At 58.4% G+C, this 22569-nt stretch carries 20 protein-coding genes; 7 read left to right on the top strand and 13 right to left on the bottom strand.

Annotation, left to right across the window (positions count from 1 at the left end):
- Nucleotides 1–21: 21 nt before the first annotated feature.
- The 4 genes from LJ738_RS10570 to LJ738_RS10585 all read right to left on the bottom strand — a co-directional run bounded on the left by LJ738_RS10570 (nt 22) and on the right by LJ738_RS10585 (nt 4058).
- Complete coding sequence (locus LJ738_RS10570; protein WP_227786288.1) at nt 22–846, bottom strand: type 1 glutamine amidotransferase; 825 nt, start codon at nt 844–846, stop codon at nt 22–24.
- A 127-nt stretch (nt 847–973) separates the two neighbouring features.
- Nucleotides 974–2071 (bottom strand): carboxylate-amine ligase, encoded by a 1098-nt coding sequence (locus tag LJ738_RS10575; protein ID WP_227786289.1) that lies wholly within the window; start codon nt 2069–2071, stop codon nt 974–976.
- A 95-nt stretch (nt 2072–2166) separates the two neighbouring features.
- The gene (locus tag LJ738_RS10580; protein ID WP_227786290.1) at nt 2167–3291 is read right to left on the bottom strand and encodes an ATP-grasp domain-containing protein; all 1125 of its coding nucleotides are present in this window, start codon (nt 3289–3291) and stop codon (nt 2167–2169) included.
- A 59-nt stretch (nt 3292–3350) separates the two neighbouring features.
- On the bottom strand, nt 3351–4058 hold the full coding sequence (locus LJ738_RS10585) for an alpha/beta fold hydrolase (protein WP_227786291.1): 708 nt from the start codon (nt 4056–4058) through the stop codon (nt 3351–3353).
- A 141-nt stretch (nt 4059–4199) separates the two neighbouring features.
- On the opposite strand from LJ738_RS10585, the gene LJ738_RS10590 reads away from it, so the two are divergent.
- A complete protein-coding gene (locus tag LJ738_RS10590; RefSeq protein ID WP_227786292.1) occupies nt 4200–5762 on the top strand; it encodes an alpha/beta hydrolase-fold protein in 1563 nt (520 codons plus the stop codon).
- Nucleotides 5763–6266: 504 nt separating this feature from the next.
- Here the strand turns inward: LJ738_RS10590 and LJ738_RS10595 are convergent.
- Together LJ738_RS10595 and LJ738_RS10600 are read right to left on the bottom strand one after the other, a co-directional pair.
- Nucleotides 6267–6893: an AlbA family DNA-binding domain-containing protein gene (locus LJ738_RS10595; RefSeq protein ID WP_227786293.1), complete on the bottom strand. Its 627-nt coding sequence runs from the start codon at nt 6891–6893 to the stop codon at nt 6267–6269.
- 107 nt (nt 6894–7000) lie between these two features.
- Entirely contained in the window at nt 7001–7423 is a 423-nt protein-coding gene (locus LJ738_RS10600; protein ID WP_227786294.1) for a DUF3127 domain-containing protein, read from the bottom strand.
- Between the two features lie 125 nt (nt 7424–7548).
- Here LJ738_RS10600 and LJ738_RS10605 point away from each other — a divergent pair, with 125 nt between their 5' ends.
- Complete coding sequence (locus LJ738_RS10605) at nt 7549–8544, top strand: isoaspartyl peptidase/L-asparaginase family protein (protein ID WP_227786295.1); 996 nt, start codon at nt 7549–7551, stop codon at nt 8542–8544.
- Nucleotides 8545–8623: 79 nt separating this feature from the next.
- Here the strand turns inward: LJ738_RS10605 and LJ738_RS10610 are convergent, their stop codons facing one another.
- The 3 genes from LJ738_RS10610 to LJ738_RS10620 all read right to left on the bottom strand — a co-directional run bounded on the left by LJ738_RS10610 (nt 8624) and on the right by LJ738_RS10620 (nt 12697).
- On the bottom strand, nt 8624–9610 hold the full coding sequence (locus LJ738_RS10610) for an aldo/keto reductase (protein WP_227786296.1): 987 nt from the start codon (nt 9608–9610) through the stop codon (nt 8624–8626).
- Between the two features lie 204 nt (nt 9611–9814).
- Nucleotides 9815–10744 (bottom strand): cyanophycinase, encoded by a 930-nt coding sequence (locus tag LJ738_RS10615; protein ID WP_227786297.1) that lies wholly within the window; start codon nt 10742–10744, stop codon nt 9815–9817.
- Nucleotides 10745–10840: 96 nt separating this feature from the next.
- On the bottom strand, nt 10841–12697 hold the full coding sequence (locus LJ738_RS10620; protein ID WP_227786298.1) for a M1 family metallopeptidase: 1857 nt from the start codon (nt 12695–12697) through the stop codon (nt 10841–10843).
- 385 nt (nt 12698–13082) lie between these two features.
- Between LJ738_RS10620 and LJ738_RS10625 the strand changes: the two genes are divergently transcribed.
- The 3 genes from LJ738_RS10625 (at nt 13083) to LJ738_RS10635 (ending at nt 17087) form a co-directional block, all read left to right on the top strand.
- On the top strand, nt 13083–14858 hold the full coding sequence (locus tag LJ738_RS10625; RefSeq protein WP_227786299.1) for a L,D-transpeptidase family protein: 1776 nt from the start codon (nt 13083–13085) through the stop codon (nt 14856–14858).
- A 313-nt stretch (nt 14859–15171) separates the two neighbouring features.
- The gene (locus tag LJ738_RS21600; protein ID WP_227786300.1) at nt 15172–15885 is read left to right on the top strand and encodes a helix-turn-helix domain-containing protein; all 714 of its coding nucleotides are present in this window, start codon (nt 15172–15174) and stop codon (nt 15883–15885) included.
- A gap of 1028 nt (nt 15886–16913) precedes the next feature.
- A complete protein-coding gene (locus tag LJ738_RS10635) occupies nt 16914–17087 on the top strand; it encodes a hypothetical protein (protein ID WP_227786301.1) in 174 nt (57 codons plus the stop codon).
- 159 nt (nt 17088–17246) lie between these two features.
- On the opposite strand, the gene LJ738_RS10640 is transcribed toward LJ738_RS10635, so the two are convergent.
- Both LJ738_RS10640 and LJ738_RS10645 read right to left on the bottom strand, forming a co-directional pair.
- Entirely contained in the window at nt 17247–17744 is a 498-nt protein-coding gene (locus LJ738_RS10640) for a hypothetical protein (protein WP_227786302.1), read from the bottom strand.
- A 108-nt stretch (nt 17745–17852) separates the two neighbouring features.
- Nucleotides 17853–19340 carry a DEAD/DEAH box helicase gene (locus LJ738_RS10645; protein WP_227786303.1) on the bottom strand — a complete coding sequence of 496 codons (1488 nt, stop codon included), beginning with the start codon at nt 19338–19340 and terminating at the stop codon, nt 17853–17855.
- A gap of 300 nt (nt 19341–19640) precedes the next feature.
- Between LJ738_RS10645 and LJ738_RS10650 the strand changes: the two genes are divergently transcribed.
- Nucleotides 19641–20156 (top strand): NUDIX domain-containing protein, encoded by a 516-nt coding sequence (locus LJ738_RS10650; protein WP_227786304.1) that lies wholly within the window; start codon nt 19641–19643, stop codon nt 20154–20156.
- A gap of 166 nt (nt 20157–20322) precedes the next feature.
- On the opposite strand, the gene LJ738_RS10655 is transcribed toward LJ738_RS10650, so the two are convergent.
- A complete protein-coding gene (locus LJ738_RS10655; RefSeq protein ID WP_227786305.1) occupies nt 20323–20892 on the bottom strand; it encodes a hypothetical protein in 570 nt (189 codons plus the stop codon).
- 137 nt (nt 20893–21029) lie between these two features.
- Entirely contained in the window at nt 21030–21662 is a 633-nt protein-coding gene (locus LJ738_RS10660; protein ID WP_227786306.1) for a hypothetical protein, read from the bottom strand.
- Between the two features lie 284 nt (nt 21663–21946).
- On the opposite strand from LJ738_RS10660, the gene LJ738_RS10665 reads away from it, so the two are divergent.
- Nucleotides 21947–22558 (top strand): transposase, encoded by a 612-nt coding sequence (locus LJ738_RS10665; protein ID WP_227786307.1) that lies wholly within the window; start codon nt 21947–21949, stop codon nt 22556–22558.
- The last annotated feature ends 11 nt before the right edge of the window (nt 22559–22569 follow it).

Genomic DNA, 22569 nt, shown 5'->3' on the forward strand with positions numbered 1-22569 from the left:
GCAGGCACAGCGGGCAATGGACTAGGCAGCCGTGAGGACGCCCAGTTGGGCCACGGCGCGGCGCAAAAAGGTAGGCACAATTACCGACTCCGTGCGCTCGATGGTGTCCGGATTGGCCAGCAGGTGCACCATTTCTTCGTATTTGGCTTCGCCGTAGGTGGTCACTACCTGCTGCTTGCGCTCATCAGTGAGCATATAGCGGAGCATGCCCTCGCCGTCGGCTTCGGGGTGAAATTGCGAGCCGAACACCTCCGGCGTGAAGCGAATGGCCATGATGGCGCGGGCCAGGGGTACGTGGGGCCGCTCTTTTTCCAGGCACACCACTTCGGCGCCCAGCTCTTCGAGGCGGTTCATGTCGAGGTTGGTGAGCTGATAATCGCGCGAATCGACAATGTAGAACGGCTCGGGCAGGCCCTGCAGCACAGGCTCGGCCAGGCCGGCCGAGGTGAGGTGCACGGGCAGCACGCCAAAGGAGGTGGACTTGCGCCGGCTCACTTCGCCCAAGCCGAGGTGCCGGCTCACGAGCTGAAACGAGTGGCAAATGAGCAACAGGTGCTTTTTGTGGTCCTGGGTCTTGTTGTAGGCCAGCAGCGAATCGATGAATTCGAAGTAGCGCGGCTCCCAGGCCTCGCCAGATTCCAGGGGGCTGCCGGGGCCGCCCGAGGAAATATAAATGTCGTAATCCAGCCCGGGCAAGGCATTTTCGGCGCGCACGTTATAGGTGTCGACGGCAAACGGAACGCCGTTTTCTTCTGCGCCGCGGGCCAGCAACTGCCTGATGCAGCGCATGCCTTCGTTCGGCGCGTTGTTGTACATATCCAGAATCGCAATGCGAATAGCCTCCATAGGGTAATCAAAATAAAAACTGCCAGCACCGCCAGCCGATAAACAAAGCTAAACCGTAGTTAAGGCAAAAAAAAGCAACGCCTGCCGTGACGGCGGGCGTTGCGTTAGCAAAGGTCGTTTACTTAACTTATAGCCCGTGAGCGGTTTCGGCGAGGATATAGTCGACTACCTTGCTCAAATCGCCGGTTTCCCGGAAGACTTTGAGCTGGCGGTCGGCGCCGGTGCCCATCTCCATCATCGTCAATACGTATTCTACCTCGTGGCGGCTACCTAAATCGTCGACAACGTCGTCAATAAAATCGAGGAGCTCCAAAATCAGCTTGCGGGTGGGCACCTCTTCCTGCTTGCCAAAGTCAATCATGTTGCCGTCGAGGCCGTAGCGGGCGGCGCGCCACTTGTTCTCCTTAATCAGAGCACTACGGTAAATGCGGAAGTTGAGGTTCTGCATTTTAAGCTTGTAAATCTTGGCCACCAGCGCCTGCATGATGGCCGCGATGCAGATGGTTTCGTCGGCGCGCATCATCATGTCGCAGATGCGGTACTCAATGGTGTCGAAAAAAGGGTGGAGCCGCAGGTCCCACCAGATTTTTTTGCCGTTGTCGATGCAGCCGGTCTTAATCAGCAGCTGCAAAAACTCGTCGTAGTCGCTGGCGCTGTGAAAGAAGCCTGGGATGCCCGTGCGCGGAAACCGCTCGAATATCTTGGTGCGAAACGACTTGTAGCCGGTTTCGCGCCCTTCCCAAAACGGCGAATTGGTGCTGAGCGCAAATAAGTGCGGCAGGAAATACCGCAGCGCGTTCATCATGTACACGCCAATGTCGCGGTTTTCGATGCCCACGTGCACGTGCATGCCAAAAACAAGGTTGGAGCGAGCGGCTTCTTGCAGCTCCTCCACAATCTTGTCGTAGCGGACATCGGGCGTGATGGGCTGGTCTTGCCACCGCGAAAACGGGTGCGTGCCAGCCGCCCCGATTTTCAGGTTCTGCTTGTCGGCCAGCTCCATTACCTGACGGCGCAGGTGAAACACTTCGGTGCGCGCCTCGCCTATGTTGTGGCAAATATTAGTACCGACTTCCACCACGGCCTGGTGCATTTCGGCCTTCACCTGCTCCTGCAGGGTCACCCGGCCGCCTTCCACTATCTGAGATAGATGCGAGCGCAGTTCCCGGGTATCGGGGTCAATCGTCTGAAATTCTTCCTCGATGCCGAGGGTAAACGCGGGCATGGCCATAGACGGTGCGAATGGAAAGGGGAAAGGATGTTGCACTCAAACCCGGCGCGCACAACGGCGCGCCGGGCTTAGCCAGACAGATAAGTAGCTTACTCGGCCTTCTTTGCCGCCGGCTTTTTCGCCGCAGCCTTAGGAGCAGCCGCTTTGGGAGCTGCGGCCTTTTGGGCCGCGGGCTTTGCCGCAGCAGGTTTGGCAGCAGCTTTAGGAGCTGCGGGCTTTTTGGGAGCAGGAGGGGTGTCGCCGACCGTGAAGTGGGTTACGCCGGCTTTGGCCCGGTGCGGGTGCACAAACGTGCCCCAGGTCAGGTTGTCCTCGCCGGGCTTCTGGGCAATGGCCCGGGCAATGGCCATGTTGGCGGCGGCTTCTACCACCCACTCGAAGTTCTTCTCGCCCACGGAGTTAATGTCGGCGTCGGGAGCGGGGTTGCCGAAGTCAATAGCAATCGGAATGCCGTCGCGTACCGCAAATTCTACCGTATTGAAGTCGTAGCCCAAGCCGGCGTTCAGCTTCAGCACGTAGTCCTTCATGGTGGCCAGTAGCTTCTCGCCCGCTTCGCCGGTGGTTTTCATCTCGGTGGCATAGCGCAGGTGCGGCTCGTTGCGGGGCTCGTAGGGCATGATGAGCACCTCGGTGCCGCCAATGCAGTAGCAACGGAAATAGTCGGTGAAGTCCACGGCTTCCTGGAAAAGCATCACCAGCTGGCCGGTTTCGTTGTAGGCCCGGAAAAATTCATCGGGCGAATTAACCTTGTACACGCTTTTCCAACCGCCGCCGGAGTGGGGCTTCATGTAGGCGGGGAAGCCAATGTGGGCAAAGGCCGCGTCCCAATCCATCATGTTGAGGTTGCGGAAGCTGCGCTCGCTGGTATCGGTGGGCCGCTCCTTGCTGGGCAGGAGCAGGGTTTTGGGCACGGGCACGCCGAGGCGCACGGCCAGCGCATTGTTAAAGAATTTTTCGTCGGCCGACCACCAAAAAGGGTTGTTGATAACGGCCGTGCCCATTAGGGCCGCATTCTTGAGGTAAGCCCGGTAAAAGGGCACGTCCTGCGAAATCCGGTCAATGATTACGGCGTAGTCGGGCGCTACGTGCTGCTCAACCTGGTCGATGCGCACGAACTCGGCGCGGATGTCGGCCGGTGCTTTCTCATTCACGCGGTCGATGAAAGCTTGGGGGAATGTGTTTTCCTGTCCGAAAAGGATGCCGATTTTTTTCATGTTCTGGGGTGTGTTGGTAGCGGTGAAGCTAGGTGTGAAAGGATGAAGTAACGGGCGGCTTAGCCGATGGTGTTCAAGTACTGCGGAAACATTTCGCGCCACACGGGCCAGTCGTGGTCGCCGAAGGGCTTAACGTCCAGGGTGTAACGAATGCCCTTTTCGCTGAGGATGCGGGCGATTTCAAAGGTGGAATCTTTGCAGAAGTCGTGCTCGGCCGTGCCCAGGATGATGTTCATCCACTGGAAATGCTCGCTCTGCGCGCCCGGCAGGTACTCGGGCGGGTTGTTGTAATACACGTTGTCGTCGTGGTAGCCGTCCACAAACTGGCGGATATCGAAGGCCGCGCCCATCGTAAATAGGTGGGCTACCTGGTTGGGATGGCGAAAGGCAAAATTCAGGGCATGATAGCCACCAAAGCTGCAGCCCGCCACGCCAATCTTATCCACGTTGCACTCCTGCTGGAGCATGGGCACCAGCTCCTCGCTCAAAAACTGGTCGTAGAACACGTGGTTTTGCACCCGGATGGACGGGTGCAGGTGCTTGGCGTACCACGAAAACCGGTCGATGCTGTCGATGCAGTAGAGCTTGACGCGGCCGGCTTCAATCAACGGGCGCGCCGATTCAATAAGTTGGAAGTCGCGGGCCTCGTTGATGCCGCCGCCAGAAGTAGGGAAAATGACAACCGGGTAGCCCCACTGGCCGAATACCAGCATGTCGATGTCTTGGCCAAGGTGGTGCGAGTAAAAGCGGCGGTGTTGTTCCTGCACGGGAAGGGGGAAGTAAGGGTGAGGCGAAGAGCAGTTTTCAAGCTGTACGGCAAACTAGCAAAAAATAACGGTCCGGCCATATCCAGGTTGTCTGATTCAGCTTTTTAAGCTCAACTCATCCGCGAATCGTTACTTTGTTTAATGCTTACCGATACTCCCACTGTACTTACCATGTCCACCGCCGTCCGGCTAGTTCGGGAAGTGCTGCCTTCCAGCTTCTTGGGGCGCGATGTGGAGCTGAGCATCCTGTTGCCACCAGCTTACGAGGAGGCTTCGGGCCCGTACCCAGTCCTGTACCTGAACGATGGGCAGGACCTGGAGCGGCTAAATTTCCAAGCCACGCTCGATGAGCTGTATGCCCGCCACGCGGTTCAGCCTTTCCTGGTAGTGGCCATGCACGCCAACGAGCAGCGCAAGCACGAATACGGTACGGCCACTCACGCCGACTACGACGGGCGCGGCGACTTGGCTGGGGCATATTCCCAGTTTGTACTTGAAGAGGTATTGCCTTTTGCTCAAGCTACTTACCAGGCCTCACCCAACCCCGCCCACGCCGTGATGGCGGGTTTTTCGCTCGGCGGCTTGTCGGCGTTCGATTTGGTGTGGCATCACCCCGATGCTTTTACACGGGCTGGCGTGTTCTCGGGCTCCTTCTGGTGGCGGCAGCGGGCCGTAGGAGCGGGCTATACGCCTTCCGACCGCATCATGCACGGCCTGGTGCGGGCCCGGCACCCGCATCCGAGCCACCGTTTCTGGCTGCAAAGCGGCACCCTCGACGAGCACAACGACCGCAACCAAAACGGCGTCATCGACTCAGTAGAAGACTGCCTGGATTTGATTGAGGAGCTGATTAAAGTTGGGCTGGACGTGCGCCAGGCCCTGCGCTACGTGCAAGTAGAAGGCGGGCATCACCACCCCGATACCTGGGGCCGCGTAATGCCCGACTTCCTGATTTGGGCATTTGGGCAGGAGGGAAGCGCTGCCGCGCTGCCGGCTCCTTTGCCCGTGGTGCGCCTACAGTTTGACCCCGATTTGGCACCTTCCATTCTGCCGCCCACGGCAGAGGTAGTTGAGCCAGTTGCTCCGGCGCCGCTGGTGCTGCCAGAAACTTTCGCGCCGTCCGTGCAAACGCTTCACCTCAGTTCCCCCCTTACCGCCATTTCATCGCATTCCACCATGCCTATTGCCCGTCCTGCCGAAGGGGATTTCTTGCCCTACGCTTCCACCTACATCAATCAGGTGCCCGAAGGCGCCGACCCGCGAGAGGCTCTGCGGGCCATTGCACCGGAATTGCACGCCATCTTCGAAAACCTGAGCGAAGCACAGGCCGAAAAAGGCTACGCCGACGGCAAGTGGACGCTCAAGGAAATGCTGCAGCACCAGATTGACACGGAGCGCATTTTTGCCTACCGCGCCATGCGCTTTGCCCGTGGCGACAGCCAAGACCTGCCCGGTTTCGACCAGGACAACTACGTAGCTCAGAGTGGGGCCAACGCCCGTACCGTAGCCAGCCTCTTGGCCGAGTACGACGCCACCCGCGCCTCCACTCAGGCCCTTTTCGACAGCTTCACCGACGAGCAGCTCGACCGCCGTGGCACGGCCAATGGCGGCCCGGCCACCGTGCGGGCGCTGCTCTACATTGTGCCCGGCCACGAGCTGCACCACCTCAACATCATCCGCGAGCGGTACCTGCCCGTGCTGTAGATTTTCGGCAAAACTTCTACCTTCGCCCGGCACAACACATCGGCGGGGCCGTGCGTTGAAATCATCCACACCTCAGACCCTACATCCCTAACCTTCTTTTCAATCATGGCCAAAGCACAAGACGCCCGCAAAGAGAAAAAGAAAGAGCCCGTTAAAACGACCAAAGAGAAAAAAGCCGAAAAAGAAGAGAAGAAAATCGCGCGCGCCCGCAAGCAAGACTAAAGCGCAGTCGTTTTTAAAAAGCGGATGTTTCCCAGCTCAGGCTCGGGAAGCATCCGCTTTTTCTATTGCAGTTGTTTTTTGAGAACTCTTGAAAAGCGCTGGAACGTCATGCAGAGCGCAGCGAAGCATCTTTACCGCTTCGTTGCAAACCATCTGTCATGCTGACGAAGGAAGCATCTTCTCAGGTCAGCACGACTCGTTCAGCGGGGATAAGATGCTTCGCTGCGCTCTGCATGACAAGAGGCGCGGTGAAGTAGACGCAGCAGCCCAACAGGACCAGTGCTACAGCGTGTAGTAGGGTTCCTTTTCCTTGTCGTGATGGCGGATATAGCCGTGCAGCACCAGCTTTATCAAGGTTTGATAAGCCCGACGCTTGCCGAAATTCACGAGCTTCATAAACTGCCCCAGCGTGATACGCGGATGGCTTTTCAAGTAGTCAATCACCGCCAGCTCCTGTTTGTTGAGCGGGATTTTTTCGAAGCGTGATTCGGGCTGTTGGCGTTCCATTACCTTTTCGGTGAGGCCACTGGTTTGGACACTAGCATCACGCACGCGGACGTAGCCGCGCCAGTCGCCGGGCGCCACCTGGGCGCGGTGGGGTTTGTTCAGGCTTTCGGGCACGGTGACCACCAGCACGGTGCGGCCGTCTTCTTCTATTTCGAGAAAGTGCAGGGTAGTGAGGGGCGGCTGGATGTAATGTTGGGCTGCTTCGCGCAGTACAAAAAGTTCTTCTTCGGTGTCGCGAACACCCACCACGCGGCCCAGGTCGTCGACGCCCACGAGGACTTGCCCGCCGCGGGTGTTGGCCAACGAAACCAGCGTGCGCGAAATTCGGTGCGGGTGCGTGGTTTTCTGCTTGAATTCCAACTCTTCGCCCTCGCCGCGTGCAATTAGCTCGAATAAATCCATGCCTTTCTATACGTGAGATGGACATAAAAATGCCGCCTCCGATAACCAGAGGCGGCATTTTTAAGAATTGCGTTCAGCCGCGGGGCGGCCGCAACGATGGAGCTACCTTAGAAGGGCAGGTCGTTGTCGTCGTCGCTGGCGATGGGTGCTGCCGAAGGCTGGGCACGCAACGTTGGATTCTGGTTCTGAGCTGCGGGACGGGGAACGGCTTGCTGCTGGCCACCGCCGAAGCTGCCACCGCCGTTGCCACCCGAAGCCGGCTCAATCTTCCAGGCTTCCAAGTTGGTGAAGTACAGCATCTGGCCGTTTTTGTTGAAGCCACGGCCACGCAGGTTAAAGGTCACTTTCACCTCGTCGCCCATTTTGAAGGGGTCGATGAGGCTGGTTTTGTCCTGGACCATCTGAAACTTGATATGCTCGGGATACTGGCCGTCCTGGACTTCGAGCACGAACTCACGCTTGCGGAATTTCTCGCTTACCTGCTGTTCGTCAAATATTTCGTGCAGCCGGCCGGTTACGTCGTATGCCATAAAAGTAAGGTGTTTGGGGATTAAAAAACTTAAGGGTCAAACCTACGAAAAAAAACACTAGCCGCCCGCTACCCGTTCCCTACGGCTACCTTTGGGGCCATAATTCTCAACATTTTTATTCCTCAATGTTCGCTCTCGCCCTCCACGGCGGTGCCGGCACCATTGCCCGCGCCACGCTGCTACCCGCCGACGAAAAGCTTTACCGCACGGCTCTGGAGCTGGCCCTGAACACCGGCTACGACCTGCTGCGCGACGGCGCTTCGGCCCTCGACTGTGTGGAAGCCGTGGTGCGCAGCCTCGAAGACTGCCCCTTGTTTAATGCCGGGCGTGGCGCCGTGTTCACCCACGAAGGCCACCACGAAATGGATGCTGCCCTCATGGCCGGGCACACGCGCCTGGCCGGCGCCGTGGCCGGCGTGCGCCAGGTGCAAAACCCTATCCGGGCCGCCCGGCTGGTGATGGAAAAGACCGAGCACGTGCTGCTGGCCTACCCCGGTGCCGACGAGCTGGCCCGCGAGTACGGCCTACCGCTGCAGCCGCCCGAATATTTCTTCACACAGCACCGCTACGACCAGTTGCAGGAGGCCCTGCGCGAAGGCCGCATGCGCCTCGACCACAGCCAGGCTCAGCCCGTCGAAGCACCAACGTCGCCCATTACGGCGCCGCTGGAGGAGCCCGGCAAGGTGGTGGAAACGGCCGACCCCAACTGGAAAAAAGGAACCGTGGGCGCTGTGGCGCGCGACGTGCACGGCCACCTGGCCGCCGCCACCAGCACCGGCGGCATGACCAACAAGCGCTACGCCCGCATCGGCGACACACCACTCATCGGCGCCGGCACTTGGGCTGATGCGCGCTGTGCCATCAGCTGCACCGGCCACGGTGAATATTTTATCCGGGCCGTAGCGGCTTACGACATCGCCTGCCTGATGGAGTACAAAGGCCTGAGCCTGGAAGAAGCCTGCCGCGTGGTGGTGCACGACAAGCTCGCCCCGGCCGGCGGCGAAGGCGGCCTGATTGCCGTGGACGCAGCCGGCAACGTGACGCTGCCCTTCAATTCCGAAGGCATGTACCGCGCCAGCCGAACCGAAGGAGGAGAGGCCCTGGTGGCCATCTACAAGTAGGCGCCCGCTCCGGCGCAGGCGCAAAAAAGAGCGGCTCCTATACCTTATATATAGGAGCCGCTCTTTTTTGTGAATTCCCTTACCAAGTGAAGTGGACGAGGGGCTTAATTTTTCGGTCGTACACATCGCGCACGGCCTGCAGCTGCTCGGCCGAAAGGGCTGGCAATTCAGCGGCCTTCAGGTTGGAGAGAATCTGTTCGGGCCGGGAGGCGCCGGGGATAACGCAGCTGACCTCGTCGAACATCAGAATCCAGCGCAGGGCAAAAGCAGCCAGCTGGGTTTCGTCGGGGAACACCCGTTTCAATTCCTCCACAGCGGCCAGGCCGGTGGCATAATCCACGCCCGAAAACGTTTCGCCTTTGTCGAAGGCCTCGCCGTTGCGGTTGAAGTTTCGGTGGTCTTCGGCCGAAAAGCTGGTTTGTGGCGAGAATTTGCCGGTGAGCAAGCCGCTGGCCAGGGGCACGCGCACTATCAGCCCAACGTCGCGGCGCGCTGCTTCTTTAAACAGCAGCTCCGGCGGGCGCTGCCGAAACATGTTAAAGATAAGCTGCACCGTCTCTACGTTCGGAAATTCGATGGCCTTCAGGCCTTCTTCCACTTTCTCGATGCTCACGCCCAGGTGCTGGACTTTGCCTTCGTCCCGCAGCCGGTCAAACAGCTCAAATATCTCGGGGCGGTAGTACACCTCCGTGGGCGGGCAGTGCAGCTGCACCAAGTCCAGGGTTTCGAGCTGCATGTTGCGCAGGCTGTCTTCCACAAACTGACGCAGCACGGCGGGTTGGTAGGCGTCGGCGACGTGGGGCTGCAGGCGCCGCCCGCATTTGGTGGCCACAAAAATCTGCTCGGAGCGGGAGCGCACTAGTCGGCCCACGGCCTTTTCGCTTTCGCCCTCGCCGTACACATCGGCCGTGTCGATGAAGTTGATGCCCGCATCAACGGCGGCGTTCAGGATTTTGTCGGCATTGTCGTGGCTGAACGGGTCGCCCCATTTGCCGCCGACCTGCCAGGTGCCCAGGCTGATTTCAGAAACGGAAAATCCGGTTTTGCCAAGCTTGCGATAATTCATTGAGAGGAATATGAGAAAGGTGAGGTAGTTAAGGCTGCTTCACGGCGGCCCGCTAGCCGAGAAAAGTGGGCGTGAAGTTAACGTACGTGCTGAGGCGGCTACGGTAGCAAAAAAGCCCGCTCATCCTGAAGAAGAGCGGGCTTTTTTGTAGTTGATAGAAAGTTGAGCTAAAAGAGCCGAGGCGGCAAGTGCCCGGCCAGCCGGTTAGGCTTGCTCTACCGTCGAATCCGCATCCACGGTGTCCGGCTTGGGATGGCGGGCGGCTTGGGCTTCCTTGCTCACGTAGAATTTCCGCTCGTGCATGTCGTACACATTGCCTTTGGCCAGCACGTGCATGGTCACGTTTTCTATCGAAAGCACGGTTCCTTTCTTGGCGGCTGCGGCGTTGTTGTGCTGAATATGATGGCCGTCGAGGATGATAACCAGGTTAGAGCCAATGGTTTCAACCAAGTTGCCATCGGTGATGAGCACGCCGGTGTCTTCGCCCAGCCCAATGCCGATGAGCTTGGGGTGCAGCGCTACCGATTCGATGAGCCGGCCAAAGCGGCCTCGCTTTACAAAGTGCGAATCGATGATGGCGGCCGGCAGCAGGCTCAGCCCAACGCCCATTTTCACGGCGCCTTTCAGCAACGCATCGGGCACAGAGCCACCCCGAATCATATGCTCGGACATGGCCATGGCCCCCGCGCTGGTGCCGGCAACCACAAAATGAGGCTCGGCGTAGTAGCGCTGCGTCATGCACCTGAGGAATTCGGTATCGCCGAACATTTCGCGCAGGCGCGACTGGTTTCCACCCGAAAACATCACGACGTCGGCGACCATCAGGCGCTCCAGATACTCCGGCTGCCGGGCATCTTCGGGCGTGCGAATGTCCATGACACCCACATTGAGGCAGTTGAGCATGGCAAACGACCCTGTGTAAACCGGCCCAACTTCCTCCGGAATCATGGAGGCCGTGGTGATTACCTCGATGCGCGGGTCGAGTTTGCCGGTTTCCAGCACAATGCGCTTGAGGATGCCCAGCTTGAAAAAGTTGAGGTAATACTTGCGGCGGGTGCGAGGATTGGGGTACGTGCCCTTGTCTTCATTGCCGCCAACGGCGATGAGCTTGCCAAGTGGAATGATGTTTTTCAACTTATAAATAGCGTAACTGAGAAATGCGAAACTAAGCAGGCGTGCGAGGACGCCTAGTGGGAGCTAGGCTCCGAACAAAGTTCGGGCCGGATGGACTTATGTGCGTTCGGCCAGCAAGGTGTCGAGCGTACCCGTTGCCACGGAGTGATAATTGGGCCGGGCTTCGGCATAGATGGCCCGGGCGCGCTGCTGCCCGTCGGGGGTGGCGAGTAAGGCCCGGTACAGCGGCACCAGAAATTTGCGCCGCCCCACGTGCCGCAGAAAATTTTCCAGCGCCGGGGTAGCGGCCGCATAGCCGGCCCGCAAGGTATGCGGAAACCAGGCCGTGAGAATTTCGGCGTTGCCGGAGGTGGTAAAATGAAAAGCGTCGTCGAGGGACTTTAGTTGTTCCGCCGATAAGGAAGGCGGGAGGCCGTGTAAGAAATGCACCCATTCGTGGCTGCTCCATTCGGCCGTCTCAGTTGCGAGAGACGCCGGCGCGGTGCCAGCCGCCAGCCGGGCCAGCGCCTGGTCCACGGCTTCGAACCTGTGGGAGGTCACGGCCGGGGCATTGGCGGGCAGGCCGGGACCGTCTACCCAATCGCTCAGCTGCAACCGGGCTTCCAGGCCGGGCTCCTTGTCCAGGAGTTCGGTGCGGAGGTAGGCGAGAAAGGTGGCCGTGTCCATGGCCTGAAAACTGAAGCGCGCGAAGTACTCCTTAATAAAGGCATCGAGCCGGGGTCGGCCAATCAGCCCTTCCAGGGTGAGTAGGAGGGAGCAGCCTTTTTCGTAGGCAATTTCGGTGAGGCCTTCGTCGGGGTCGCGGCCGGCCAGGTTCAGGCGCAGGTGGGTGTCGGAGCTGGTCGCGCCAATCTCCTCGATGGTGTGGTGCAAGGCATCGCGCCCCAGCACCTGCAGCATGTCGGCATATTCGCGGCCATACAAATGTTCCATGATGCGCCGCTCGAAATACACCGTAAATCCCTCGTTGAGCCAGAAATCATTCCACGTTCCATTTGTAACCAAGTTGCCGGACCAAGAGTGCGCCAGCTCGTGCGCCACCAAACTTGTCAAACTGCGGTCACCGGCCAGAATGGTGGGTGTTACAAATGTTAACCTAGGGTTTTCCATCCCGCCAAAGGGAAAGCTGGGGGGTAGCACCAGCAAATCGTACCGCTCCCAGCGGTAGGGGCCGTAGAGTTGCTCGGCTGCGGCCACCATGTGTTCGAGGTCGGCAAACTCGTGGGTGGCCAGGGGCAGGGTGGCCGGCTCGGCGTAGATGCCGGTGCGGCCGCTCAACGGCGCAAACTCCAGGTCGCCCACGGCCAGGGCCATGAGGTAGGCCGGAATGGGCTGGTCCATCCGGAACTGGTACTCGCCGCTTGCGCTTCGCTGCTGGGGGTTCTCAGCGCTCATCAGGGCCAGCAGGTGGGCCGGCACGCGCACGCGGGCCTCGTAGGTGAAGCGGATGCCGGGGGAGTCTTGGCAGGGCAGCCAGGTACGCGCCAGGATGGCCTGCGATTGGGTGAAGAGGAAGGGCTGGGTGCCGGAGGTCTGGGCAGGGTCCAGCCATTGCAGCGCGGCCGCGGCAGGAGCGGTGCGGTAATGGATGCGTACGCTCGTAGTGTCATTCGTCAGGGTGACTCGCAGGGGCTGGCCAAGCACGGGGTCGGCGGCGCCCAGCGTGAACTCAGACGGGGCGGCAATGCCCGAGCCGTCGAGTCGTTCGACGGACTCGATGGTCAACTCACGGGTATCGAATACGACTTGGCTGGCCTCGCCGGCATTGGCCAGGTGCCAGGTAGCGCTGCCCGCCAGGGTGCGGCTGTCGAAGTCAACGGCCAGCTCAAGCAACAGGTGCTGGACCCGCACCGGGCTTGAGCCTGCGTAGCTGTGCGGGTCGGTGGGCAAGGCGACCGGCGAAGTATTAGGAGAGGCCGAAGTAGTAGGAGAAACCATAAGGGAGGGAATCAAAAAGCAGAGATTGAAGAAACAGAAAAAATTACCTGAAGTGTGGCGTGCGGGGTTCCAACTGAGGAACTAAGTATTAGCTCAATGCCCGGCGCGCCTCGCAACTCCCTCGTTATTTGTGCTTCAGCTTCTGAACGCCGGAGCAAGAGCGCAGCCGAAAATCCTTTTCGCGGTGTCCGGCCGGGTGGCAACTTCTATTTTGGGGTGCTTGGAGTACGAACTTGGCATGATAACGGCCGTTATAAGGCCAAGCTATGCCTTACGGTTGCGTACTTTGCGTTAGGACTGCCTGCGGGCGGCCCGGTTCAGGTTCGCCCCGCTTGGCAATTCACCGCCCGGCCCCTTGCGACTGCCCGAGGCCTTTGTTCTCTCCGTTTTAATTCTCTCAATGTCCCTTCTGTTTCGTTTTACTTCCCTGCTGTGGGCGCTGCTACTAGTGGCGCTTGGCAGCGCCACGCTGCAGTCCTGCGGGTCCGATAAGGGCCAGTCTGCAGATGGCTCCGCGGGCGAGTCGGCCGCTTCCGTGGCCGCCGGTCCGCAGCCCCTGGTCGACAGCACGTATGTCATCAACACTATCCGGTCCGAACCGGCCTTCAAGGCACAGCTGCTTGCGGCCCGGCGTTTTTACCGAGAGCGAAAATTCAAGTTGGGCTGGTTCAAGGACCATCAGTTGGTGCCCCAGGCCCAGACGTTACAGAACATCATTGCTAAAGCTAAGGAAGAAGGTCTTGACCCTAAAGACTACCAGGTTAAGGACTTTAAGAAGCTATTCGCCGAGCTGGAACAGGTTCGGGCTGATTCGGCGCGCCGCAATGCGTTGGAGCGAAAGATTGACGTTGCCCTTACCGGCACCTACCTAAAGTGGGCTTCTGATTACTACCGGGGCGCTGCCAATCCGCGCGATTCGAAGAACACGGCGTGGCAGGTAAAGCCCAACAAAATCAAGCTGCATAAGGCCCTGCTTACCTTTTTGGGAGAGCGAAAAAGCCGCTACAACTACTACGAATTTGCGCCCCTGCACCCCGAGTACGACCAGTTGCGCAAGGCCCTGGCGGCCTACCGGGCGCAGGAGCGGGCCGGCGGCTGGCCCGTATTACCGGCCACGTTGAAGCTCAAACCGGGGCAGTCGTCGCCGGCCGTGCCTGCGTTGCGGCAGCGCCTGTTGGGTGGTGCCGGCAGCCCTGGTGGCACCCAGCCGGCGACCACTCCAGCCGCGATGCCAGTGTCGCTCAGAGATAGCGCCAAGACTGGAAAAGCCGCCGTGGCTCCCGTCGAGCAGGTGTACGGCCCCGATTTGGTGAGCGCCGTGAAGACCTTCCAGGAGGATGCCGGGCTGCGGCCCGATGGCATTGTAAGCGGCGAAACGTTGCGCCAGCTCAACGTGCCCATCGGCTCCCGTATCGACCAAATCATCCTGAACATGGAGCGGTGGCGCTGGCTCCCCAAGCGCTTCGAGCCGAGCTACCTGCTGGTTAACATTCCGGAGTATACCCTGCACGTAATTGAGAACGGCAAAGAGGCCTTCAACATGCGTGTCATCGTGGGCAAAAGCCTCCACGAGACCCCCATTTTTAGCGATAAAATGGAGTACGTGGTGCTGGCTCCCTACTGGAATGTGCCCTTTAGCATCATCGAAAATGAGCTCAAGGATAAGCTGATTGCCGACCCCCACTACATTGACCACCTCGACATGGAGGTGGTGAAAGGCTACGGCAAAAAGGCCGTGGCGGTGGACCCCTCCTCTATCGATTGGGCTGGGGTGACGGAGGAAAACTTCAAATACACGTTGCGCCGTCGGCCCGGGCCGGAGAATGATTTGGGCAATATGAAGTTCATCTTCCCCAACTCCAACGACGTGTACTTGCACGATACGCCGCACCGCGAGTTGTTTTCCCAGAGCCTGCGCAGCTTCAGCCACGGCTGTGTGCGGGTGCAGGACCCCCTGCGGCTGGCCACCTACTTGCTGCGCGATAAGCCGGGCTGGGACCAGCAAACCATCCTCGATACGGTGGCCCGGCGCCGGGAAAAGTACGTCCCTCTCAAGACCAAATTACCCGTGTACCTGGTATACTTCACGGCGTGGGCCGATGCCGATGGCCACCCCCACTTCCGCGATGACATCTATGGCCATGATAAGGCGCTAGCCCGCGAGTACTTCGATTAGCCGGCTGCGTGCCGACTGAATCTTTCTGGCTTCGTTATCCAAGCGGTGCCAGGATATATAAGAGCCCGACAACTTCGCAGTTGCCGGGCTCTTACGCGTTACCATATATATAACTCCACAAGCAATACACACACTGGCCAAATTGATTACAATTATAACGGCCGGATAAAAGGTTGTATCCATGTTCTTTTGAGATGATATAGAAATGTAATGCAAACATATGAAAGAATTGTAATCAAAGTCAAGAGTTGTAAAAAAATATTTTTCTTCATGTCAGAAATTATGTGGTAGATTTGTAATCAAACAAACTGCCATGGTCGAGCGTATCCGGACGCTGTTGGAAACCCGTCAGCTTACTCCTACTCAATTTGCCGATGCCATTGGCATTGCTCGGCCGATTGTGAGTCATATTCTGTCCGGTCGCAACAAGCCTAGTTTGGAGGTGGTGCAGCGCATTCTGGCGGCCATGCCTGACTTATCCATGCCATGGCTGCTCAATGGCACCGGGCCCATGTTAGCGGCGGCTGTTGCTCCGGTTACTACTGTTGCTGCCCCCGCGGCAGCCATACAGGCAGTGGCGCCGCCTAAACAAGCTCCTCAAGTACCCGAAAAGGAGCCGGCCCCGGCGCCAGATGCAATTCCGGTCGTTGCCGAGGCACCAGCTACCCCGGCTCCTCGTAGCCCACGAACTGCTGTCGCTGCCCCTACTGGGCCCATTTCCCGCCCGGTCAATACAGGTGCCAAGTACCCAGTACCTAAGCGGTTTACCACTTCGCGGCCTAATGCTGCCCCTGCGCCATCTGCTGCTCCGCTGGTGGCCCAGCCACAGCCGGCCGTTGAAACGCCCCCTGCGCCTGCTACCAGCCCTACGGCAACGGTAGTGCCACCGGTAGCTGTAGAAGCTGCTCCGGCTCAACCAGCTGTCGACCCCACGGCTGCCGCATTAATCGAAAGGACTGAAAAGCCGATTCGGCGAATCGTGATTTTCTATCGCGACGGGTCCTTTGCGGATTATCAGCCCGAGTAAACAAAATCCCTCTTCCGGGCTGCCGACTATAGGTCTGCTGAGGCACCGTCTCCATTTCCAAATGTTTGGGAATGGAGACGGTTTGCTATTCTGGGATTGGAGTAGACCCGGGTCACCTTGCTTATAACAAAGCGGGTCAGTAGCTGCATCATTTGGCTGCCTTTCTGCCTGCCTACAGCGTGCCTACAGCGTGCCTACCGTAGGCTTCAGCGACTTTGCTAGCGCTTCATTATGGCTGGCGTAGGCCAGGTTTAAAGAAGGAGTAGGTTGCTGCATTGGTTTGGATAGCGACACTAGCTAATTATAAGGTCAGCTTGTAATAGCACAATTTGTCAGCCTGACAATACGAGCTATTTTGCTTTCCAGGAATTGACTTGGTAATGAGTTAATGCGTTAGTATTATTTATATATTCAGCTTATAAGGATACTAATTTCCGTGGCTAGTTAACGGATAAGGCTTTTGGAACTCATTTATGTATCATAAACACCTCTATTTCAATTAATTTGATTTAGCTAATGAAACCAATGGATTAGGTGATATTGAATGCATTTATACTTGGTTTGCTGTTCAGGTCAGTAACCCCATACCTAAGTTAGATGGCACCTGTTCTTAATGGCGTAGCTTAGTTATACGGGGAGTGGTGCTAAGAATATGGGCACCTGCCAGGCTCATATAAACACAATGAGTGAGGAGCCCTGCTTATTTTTAATACTAACCGATTGAGCGCTTGTGAATCGATGTTGAGCTGGATTCTAACAGCTCAACAGCCGGATGTAGCTAAGTTGTGCTTGGCTAATTTGGATAGGATAGTCGATGCGTGGGTGAAGCCTTAACGGCATTAGTTTAGGTAAACCAAAGTTGGTTGGTTGTCATTTGTAAATGCTGGTTTTCCCTTTGTTGGTGCCTAATGATTCTGCCGAAATGGCTCCGGTGTTGCGGTTGAATTGGAACAGGAGAGTTGAGCTTGGGCTCAGTAAGCGCTGCTGGTTCGGTTGTGCGTTTGGCGCGGAGCGGTTACCTTCGCAGCATGAAACTGACCCGCACAAATCTTTGGTTGGCCGCTGCCGCGGCAATGTTCCTGACGGCCTCTTGCTCGCAGGCCCCCGACGCTGAGAAAGATCCCAATGCCGACGCTACCTACAAACGCGCGCACCGTGCCGAAGGCTACCGCGAAGCTCAGCGCTCCAACGTCACCCGTTAATCTAGGAGTTTAGCGGCCAGCCAACTCAACTGCCCCTGGCTTGCATCCGATAAAAATGAAAAGCCCCTGCCAAAATTTGGCAGGGGCTTTTTGCGGGTTTGCATATTTAAGTCGGCTTGGCCCCGAAGAAGGGGCACGGCTTACCTGGCGACTGCGGTCTTATACATCCGAAGCTACACTTTCCAGGGCTGGGCTCGGCGTGGGGGTTGGCCTGAAGTTGGGCAGGGTAATGCCGGCCAGTAGGTTTTGCTCCAGTAGGTCGGCCCAGGTGCGGAGGTAGAGCACCACGTCGTCGCGCTGGTTGTGGCGCAGGGCGTCGCGGCGCTCAAAGGGAATGGCAGCGCGAATGGTAGGGTCAGAAATTTTCTCTAAGTGGGTGAGGTCGGCGCGCGTGAAGCCCAGGGCCAGCATCTCATCGATGGTCTGGTCGATGGGCAGGCCGCTGGTGGGGCAGTAGTCGATGAGCTGCCGCTCCCAGTCGCCGTAGCGCTGCATGGCCCGGGCATGGATTTCGGCCTTGGTGAGGCGCGTCACCGTTTGGGCCAGGTGACCGCAATTGCAGCTGCCCATGTGGCCCCACTGGTAGGGCGCTTGGGTGGCGAGGCGGTGCGCCGTGTCGCGCAGGGCCTGGATAACGGGAAGCGTGGACTGAGCCATGAGCAAACAGAATAATGTATTCGTGGGTAAGCACGTAATCTGCCTTAAAAAGCAAAACAGCCCGGAAAAAGTTTTCCGAGCTGTTTTGCTTTTACTTGAGGACGTTGCCTAGAACGAGCCGCGGCGCGTGCCGCCGGCATCGCCCCGACGACGGCCGCCCTGGTCGCCACCTTCGCGGTTGCCACCCACGTTCACGCGGGCCCCGCCGCTGCCGAAGCGGCGAGCCGTATCCGAATGACCGCCGCCGGCCGGAGCCGCCGGACGGCTACGCTCGCCGCTGGGGCGGCCGCCGCCTTGGTTGCTGCTGGGGCGCCCACCGCCCTGGCCACCGCCGGAACGGCCGCCACCACCATTGCCGCCATCGCGGGGGCCGGAACGGGCCGGACGACCAGCCGGGCCCTTGGGCCGGATGATGCGCTCGTTGCCGTGCAGCATAACGGGCTTGATGCGGCCCGAAGTAAATGGATGCTCGGCTTCCACGTCAATCTGACGGCTGATGAGCTTCTGGATATCCTGGAGGTAGGCGCGCTCCTCGTCTTCCACGAAGGAAAACGCGGTGCCGAATGCCCCAGCCCGGCCGGTGCGGCCAATGCGGTGCACGTAGGTCTCGGGCTCGTTCGGGATTTCGTAGTTGATAACGTGGGTCAGCTCGTCCACGTCGATGCCGCGGGCGGCGATATCGGTGGCCACCAACACGCGGGTGCTGCCGGCCTTGAAGTTGGACAAGGCGCGCTGGCGGTGGTTCTGGCTTTTGTTGCCGTGGATGGCTTCGGCCTGAATCTGGTTGGCGGCTAGAGCCTTCACCACTTTGTCGGCGCCGTGCTTGGTGCGGGTGAAAACCAGGACGCGCTTGATGCCTTTGTCCTCCAGAATGTGGCGGAGCAGGGCGGGCTTGTCGTTGGTTTCAACCAGGTAAACCGACTGCGTAACGGTATCGGCGGTGCTGCTGACGGGCGTTACGGCCACGCGCACGGGGTTGGGGCGCAGGATGGTGCTGGCCAGCTCCTGAATCTGGCCGGGCATGGTGGCCGAGAAAAACAGCGTCTGGCGCTTGGTGGGCAGCTTGGGCAGGATGCGCTTGATGTCGTTGATGAAGCCCATGTCCAGCATGCGGTCGGCTTCGTCGAGCACGAATACTTCCACCTGGCGCAGGTCCACGAAGCCCTGGTTCATGAGGTCGAGTAGGCGGCCGGGAGTAGCGATAAGTACTTCCACGCCGCGCTTGAGCTGCGCTACCTGCGGGTTTTGACCCACGCCGCCGAAAATAACGGTGTGGCGAATCTGGCTCAGGTGGCGGCCGTAGGCGCCGAAGCTTTCGTTGATTTGGATGGCCAGCTCGCGGGTTGGCGTGAGCACGAGGCAGCGAATGGCGCGCGGGGCATGGTTGGAAACCTGGGCCGTGCGGTGCAGCACCTGCAGGATGGGCACGGTGAAGGCCGCCGTTTTGCCGGTGCCGGTTTGGGCCACGCCGAGGAGGTCTTTGCCTTCGAGCACGTGCGGAATGGCTTGCTCCTGGATGGGGGTGGGGGTGGTGTATCCTTCCTCTTTGAGGGCTTTGAGGATGGGGTCAATCAGATTTAAATCGTCAAACGTCATGTGTAGTGTTTGGTACTGGGTACTTAAGTTAGGAGTCTGGCAGACACGGGCCTGCCGAACAGTAGGGTGCGCCTAACGCGTTGGCATAGGCGGGCATGGCCACGCCGGACTGCGCCAGGCGTGGGCGGGGTTGGCGGCTCGTCGGAGGCCGTCATGTTCCCTGAATGAAGAGAAGTTGGGGTGAGGTGCGCTTACTTGCGGAGGCAGCCGAGGCGCGGGGCTTTGCCCGGCACAGCCGGGCGGCGGGCTGCTCCGACGGCGGCCCTGGTTTCTACAAAGGTACAACATTGCTTCCCCACCATGCAGATTATTGAGCGGAGCCGCGTATTCAACGGCCATTACAAAGTCAATCAACTTATCGTTCAAGACGGCGACACCCAGCTCAAGCGCGAGCAGTTTGCGCCCGGCAAGGCCGTGGCCGCGCTGGTCTACGACACCGACCGGCAGGTGTACGTGCTCACCCGCCAGTTCCGCATCGGCCCCGAAGCCGAAATCCTGGAGATAGCCGCTGGCATGATAGACGGCGACGAAACCCCTGATACGGCCGTGCGCCGCGAGATTCACGAGGAATTGGGCTACGAAATCGACAAGCTGGAAAAAATCGTGGACATGTGGCCCTCGCCCGGCACCAGCTCCGAACTAATCACCGTGTACTACGCCGAGGTGAGCCACCGCAGCGGCGATGGCGGCGGGCTGGTTGAGGAAAACGAGAATATTGAAATGGTGGACTTCACTTGGGACCAACTGGTGGCTGAGCCGCTGCAGGATGCCAAGACGGTGATTGCCGTGCAGTGGGTGCGGCTGCGGAAGTCGTAGGGGAACCTCACCCCCGGCCCCTCTCCAAAAGAGAGGGGAGCCCCGGCACCAAGTTTCAGCTCAATCTCAATTTAAATAAAAAGGCCCGGCTCAATTGAGCCGGGCCTTTTATTGGCTTACCGTTCGGCTCTCCTCTCTTTTGGAGAGGGGCCGGGGGTGAGGTTCCCTACTGCGCCGCTGGCAAGTTTAGGATATAATCGAACGTCTGATAAAGCTTGGCGTCGCGGATGCTCACGGCCAACTCCTGGGCATCCATTTTAGGGAAAGGGATAGCGCGTTGAGCCATGTAGAGGTCGCGGCCGAAGAAACGGCCGTTGCCGGGCTCCAAGGTTTGGGCGAAGACTTCCTTTCCGTCTTTGGAAGTAACGGTAAGCGTGAGGTTGGCTAAATCAGCGTTTTTGGGGCCTTGGCGGTGGATGGTGACCAGCAAGGCACCGCCAGCGGGAATGGCGGCCACGCGGCGCTGGTAGGTCGTATCAGCCCAATCCTTCAGTTTTCGTAGCGCGTTGATTTCGGTCAGCAAATCATTGTAGGAGCGGTAGCCCAGGCGGGTAAAAGAACCGTCGACGTCCTGCTCCTCGTCGGTGTTTTTGGTCACGTTCTGCACGTAGGGCGACACGGCATCTTTCTGGGCAAACGTATAGCGCTTGCGGCCTTTGGCGGCCTTGCCGGTGGGCTGAGCCATTGCGGTGCCGGCCAGCAAGCTCAAGAGGCAAATGGTGAGTAGACGGCGCACTAAAAGAGGAAAAGTGGGCATAGGTGGGATTTAAATAAATGAGTACAGGAAGATTGCGGGCAACCTACAATGAATTGAGCCCACAAAAGTAACTGACTGCCACGATAAACCCGGCCGTGCTGTCCCGCAGCATTCACCTATTTCAGCATTTCGCGGTAACTCATAAACCGCTCAATCAGTCCCTCTGGGTGCTGCTCGTCAAATTCCCCAAAACCCAGTACGATGGCGGGGGCGGGCTGCACGAATTGGATGGCCTGCTTGACGTCTTCCAGATACCAGCCGATGCGTTCCCGGTCGCCATCGGCGGCCGCAAATTCGGCGTCCCAGCGCAGCGCGTCCGGGCTTTTGCGCACCAGAAACGGCAGCACGAAGGGGATATAGCGGCTGAAAACCGGGTTTTCGGTGCTGGTCAGGCGAGTGTCGGGCCATACGTTAAACTCGGCAAACGAGGCCGGCGGTGCCACCAGAAATTGGGCTTTCTCCAGGGTCATCTCCCCGAACATTTCGATGCGGTTGGGCTGGGCGTAGAACTGCGCGAAAGCCGTGTACCACACCGACACACCCGCGGGATTCAGCAGCTGGTAGGGGTGAAAGGAACTGCCGATGCTCAAGCCGCCATGGGCACCGATGACGAGGTTGTACAGCTCGCCAAACTTCGCAATGTCAGCGGATTGCTGGTAGGGGCTGTTGGTGAGGCCGTAGAGGTAGAAGCTGGCAAAATCATTCAGGGTGGGGCCGGTAGGGCCAGCGGCAGGAGTGGTATCAGGCACGTGGAGCAGCGGTAAAAACGGGAGGGAGGCGAGTGAGAAGTGGCTTAGCTGTACACAAACCTACTTCCCATTGGGCTGAACTTACTAGGCTCTGGTTCGCCCTCAGCGTAGTAGCACCCTTTGTATCAAGACAGTCTTTGGGGGTATTGGTGCGCGTTCGCGCTAGAGAGCTAGCCGCGTTATAGAACGAATGTAGAGACGCGACACTTCGCGTCTCGGCGTTGTACGATTGCGACAGAACTAACTTTGGCTTCGCTAATCATCGTTCAACGCCGAGACGCGAAGTGTCGCGTCTCTACATTTTTACAATGCAGGAGCCGCCGCTTTTTCAGGACAAATACCGCATTCCTTCTGCGCGCCTGCCTGGTTATGATTACGGTCAAAGCGGTATGTATTTCATTACCGTTTGCACCAAAAATCGACAGCCTTATTTTGGAAATATTGAGGTGCCGGATAATGATTGGAACGCTGCATTTCTGCAAGCGACTGCGTTAGGAAAGAAGGCTGCTGAATGTTGGTCCGCTATTCCGCATCATACGTCGTTTGTACAGTTGGATGCTTTTATTCTGATGCCAGACCATTTGCATGGGATTTTGCTATTTGATAAGGATATTGTTAACGGCGCGGACGAGGAGACGCGAAGTGTCGCGTCTCTACACGCCTACGAAAACCAGTTTGGGCCTCAGTCTCGGAATTTGGCCTCGGTAATTCGAGGATTTAAATCGGCTGTAACAAACTATGCCCGTTACCATGAAATTGAATTTCAATGGCAGGCTAGGTTTCACGAAAGGGTAGTCCGCAATCAAAACGAGCTGGAGCGTATACAACATTATATTCTAACCAATCCGAGCCGCTGGGAAGCAGACCAAGACAATGGCGAAGGCCTTTATAGATAAAATGTAGAGAC

It is taken from the genome of Hymenobacter plasmatis (assembly GCF_020711255.1).
GTDB lineage: Bacteria > Bacteroidota > Bacteroidia > Cytophagales > Hymenobacteraceae > Hymenobacter.

Coding starts and splice junctions, on each gene's coding strand:
- LJ738_RS10625 (WP_227786299.1), top strand. CDS start 13,083: ATGTCCCTTCTGTTTCGTTTTACTTCCCTGCTGTGGGCGCTGCTACTA.
- LJ738_RS10595 (WP_227786293.1), bottom strand. CDS start 6,893: ATGGATTTATTCGAGCTAATTGCACGCGGCGAGGGCGAAGAGTTGGAA.
- LJ738_RS10580 (WP_227786290.1), bottom strand. CDS start 3,291: ATGAAAAAAATCGGCATCCTTTTCGGACAGGAAAACACATTCCCCCAA.
- LJ738_RS10635 (WP_227786301.1), top strand. CDS start 16,914: ATGAAACTGACCCGCACAAATCTTTGGTTGGCCGCTGCCGCGGCAATG.
- LJ738_RS10645 (WP_227786303.1), bottom strand. CDS start 19,340: ATGACGTTTGACGATTTAAATCTGATTGACCCCATCCTCAAAGCCCTC.
- LJ738_RS10640 (WP_227786302.1), bottom strand. CDS start 17,744: ATGGCTCAGTCCACGCTTCCCGTTATCCAGGCCCTGCGCGACACGGCG.
- LJ738_RS10610 (WP_227786296.1), bottom strand. CDS start 9,610: ATGAATTATCGCAAGCTTGGCAAAACCGGATTTTCCGTTTCTGAAATC.
- LJ738_RS10590 (WP_227786292.1), top strand. CDS start 4,200: ATGCTTACCGATACTCCCACTGTACTTACCATGTCCACCGCCGTCCGG.
- LJ738_RS10600 (WP_227786294.1), bottom strand. CDS start 7,423: ATGGCATACGACGTAACCGGCCGGCTGCACGAAATATTTGACGAACAG.
- LJ738_RS10605 (WP_227786295.1), top strand. CDS start 7,549: ATGTTCGCTCTCGCCCTCCACGGCGGTGCCGGCACCATTGCCCGCGCC.
- LJ738_RS10650 (WP_227786304.1), top strand. CDS start 19,641: ATGCAGATTATTGAGCGGAGCCGCGTATTCAACGGCCATTACAAAGTC.
- LJ738_RS21600 (WP_227786300.1), top strand. CDS start 15,172: ATGGTCGAGCGTATCCGGACGCTGTTGGAAACCCGTCAGCTTACTCCT.
- LJ738_RS10570 (WP_227786288.1), bottom strand. CDS start 846: ATGGAGGCTATTCGCATTGCGATTCTGGATATGTACAACAACGCGCCG.
- LJ738_RS10575 (WP_227786289.1), bottom strand. CDS start 2,071: ATGCCCGCGTTTACCCTCGGCATCGAGGAAGAATTTCAGACGATTGAC.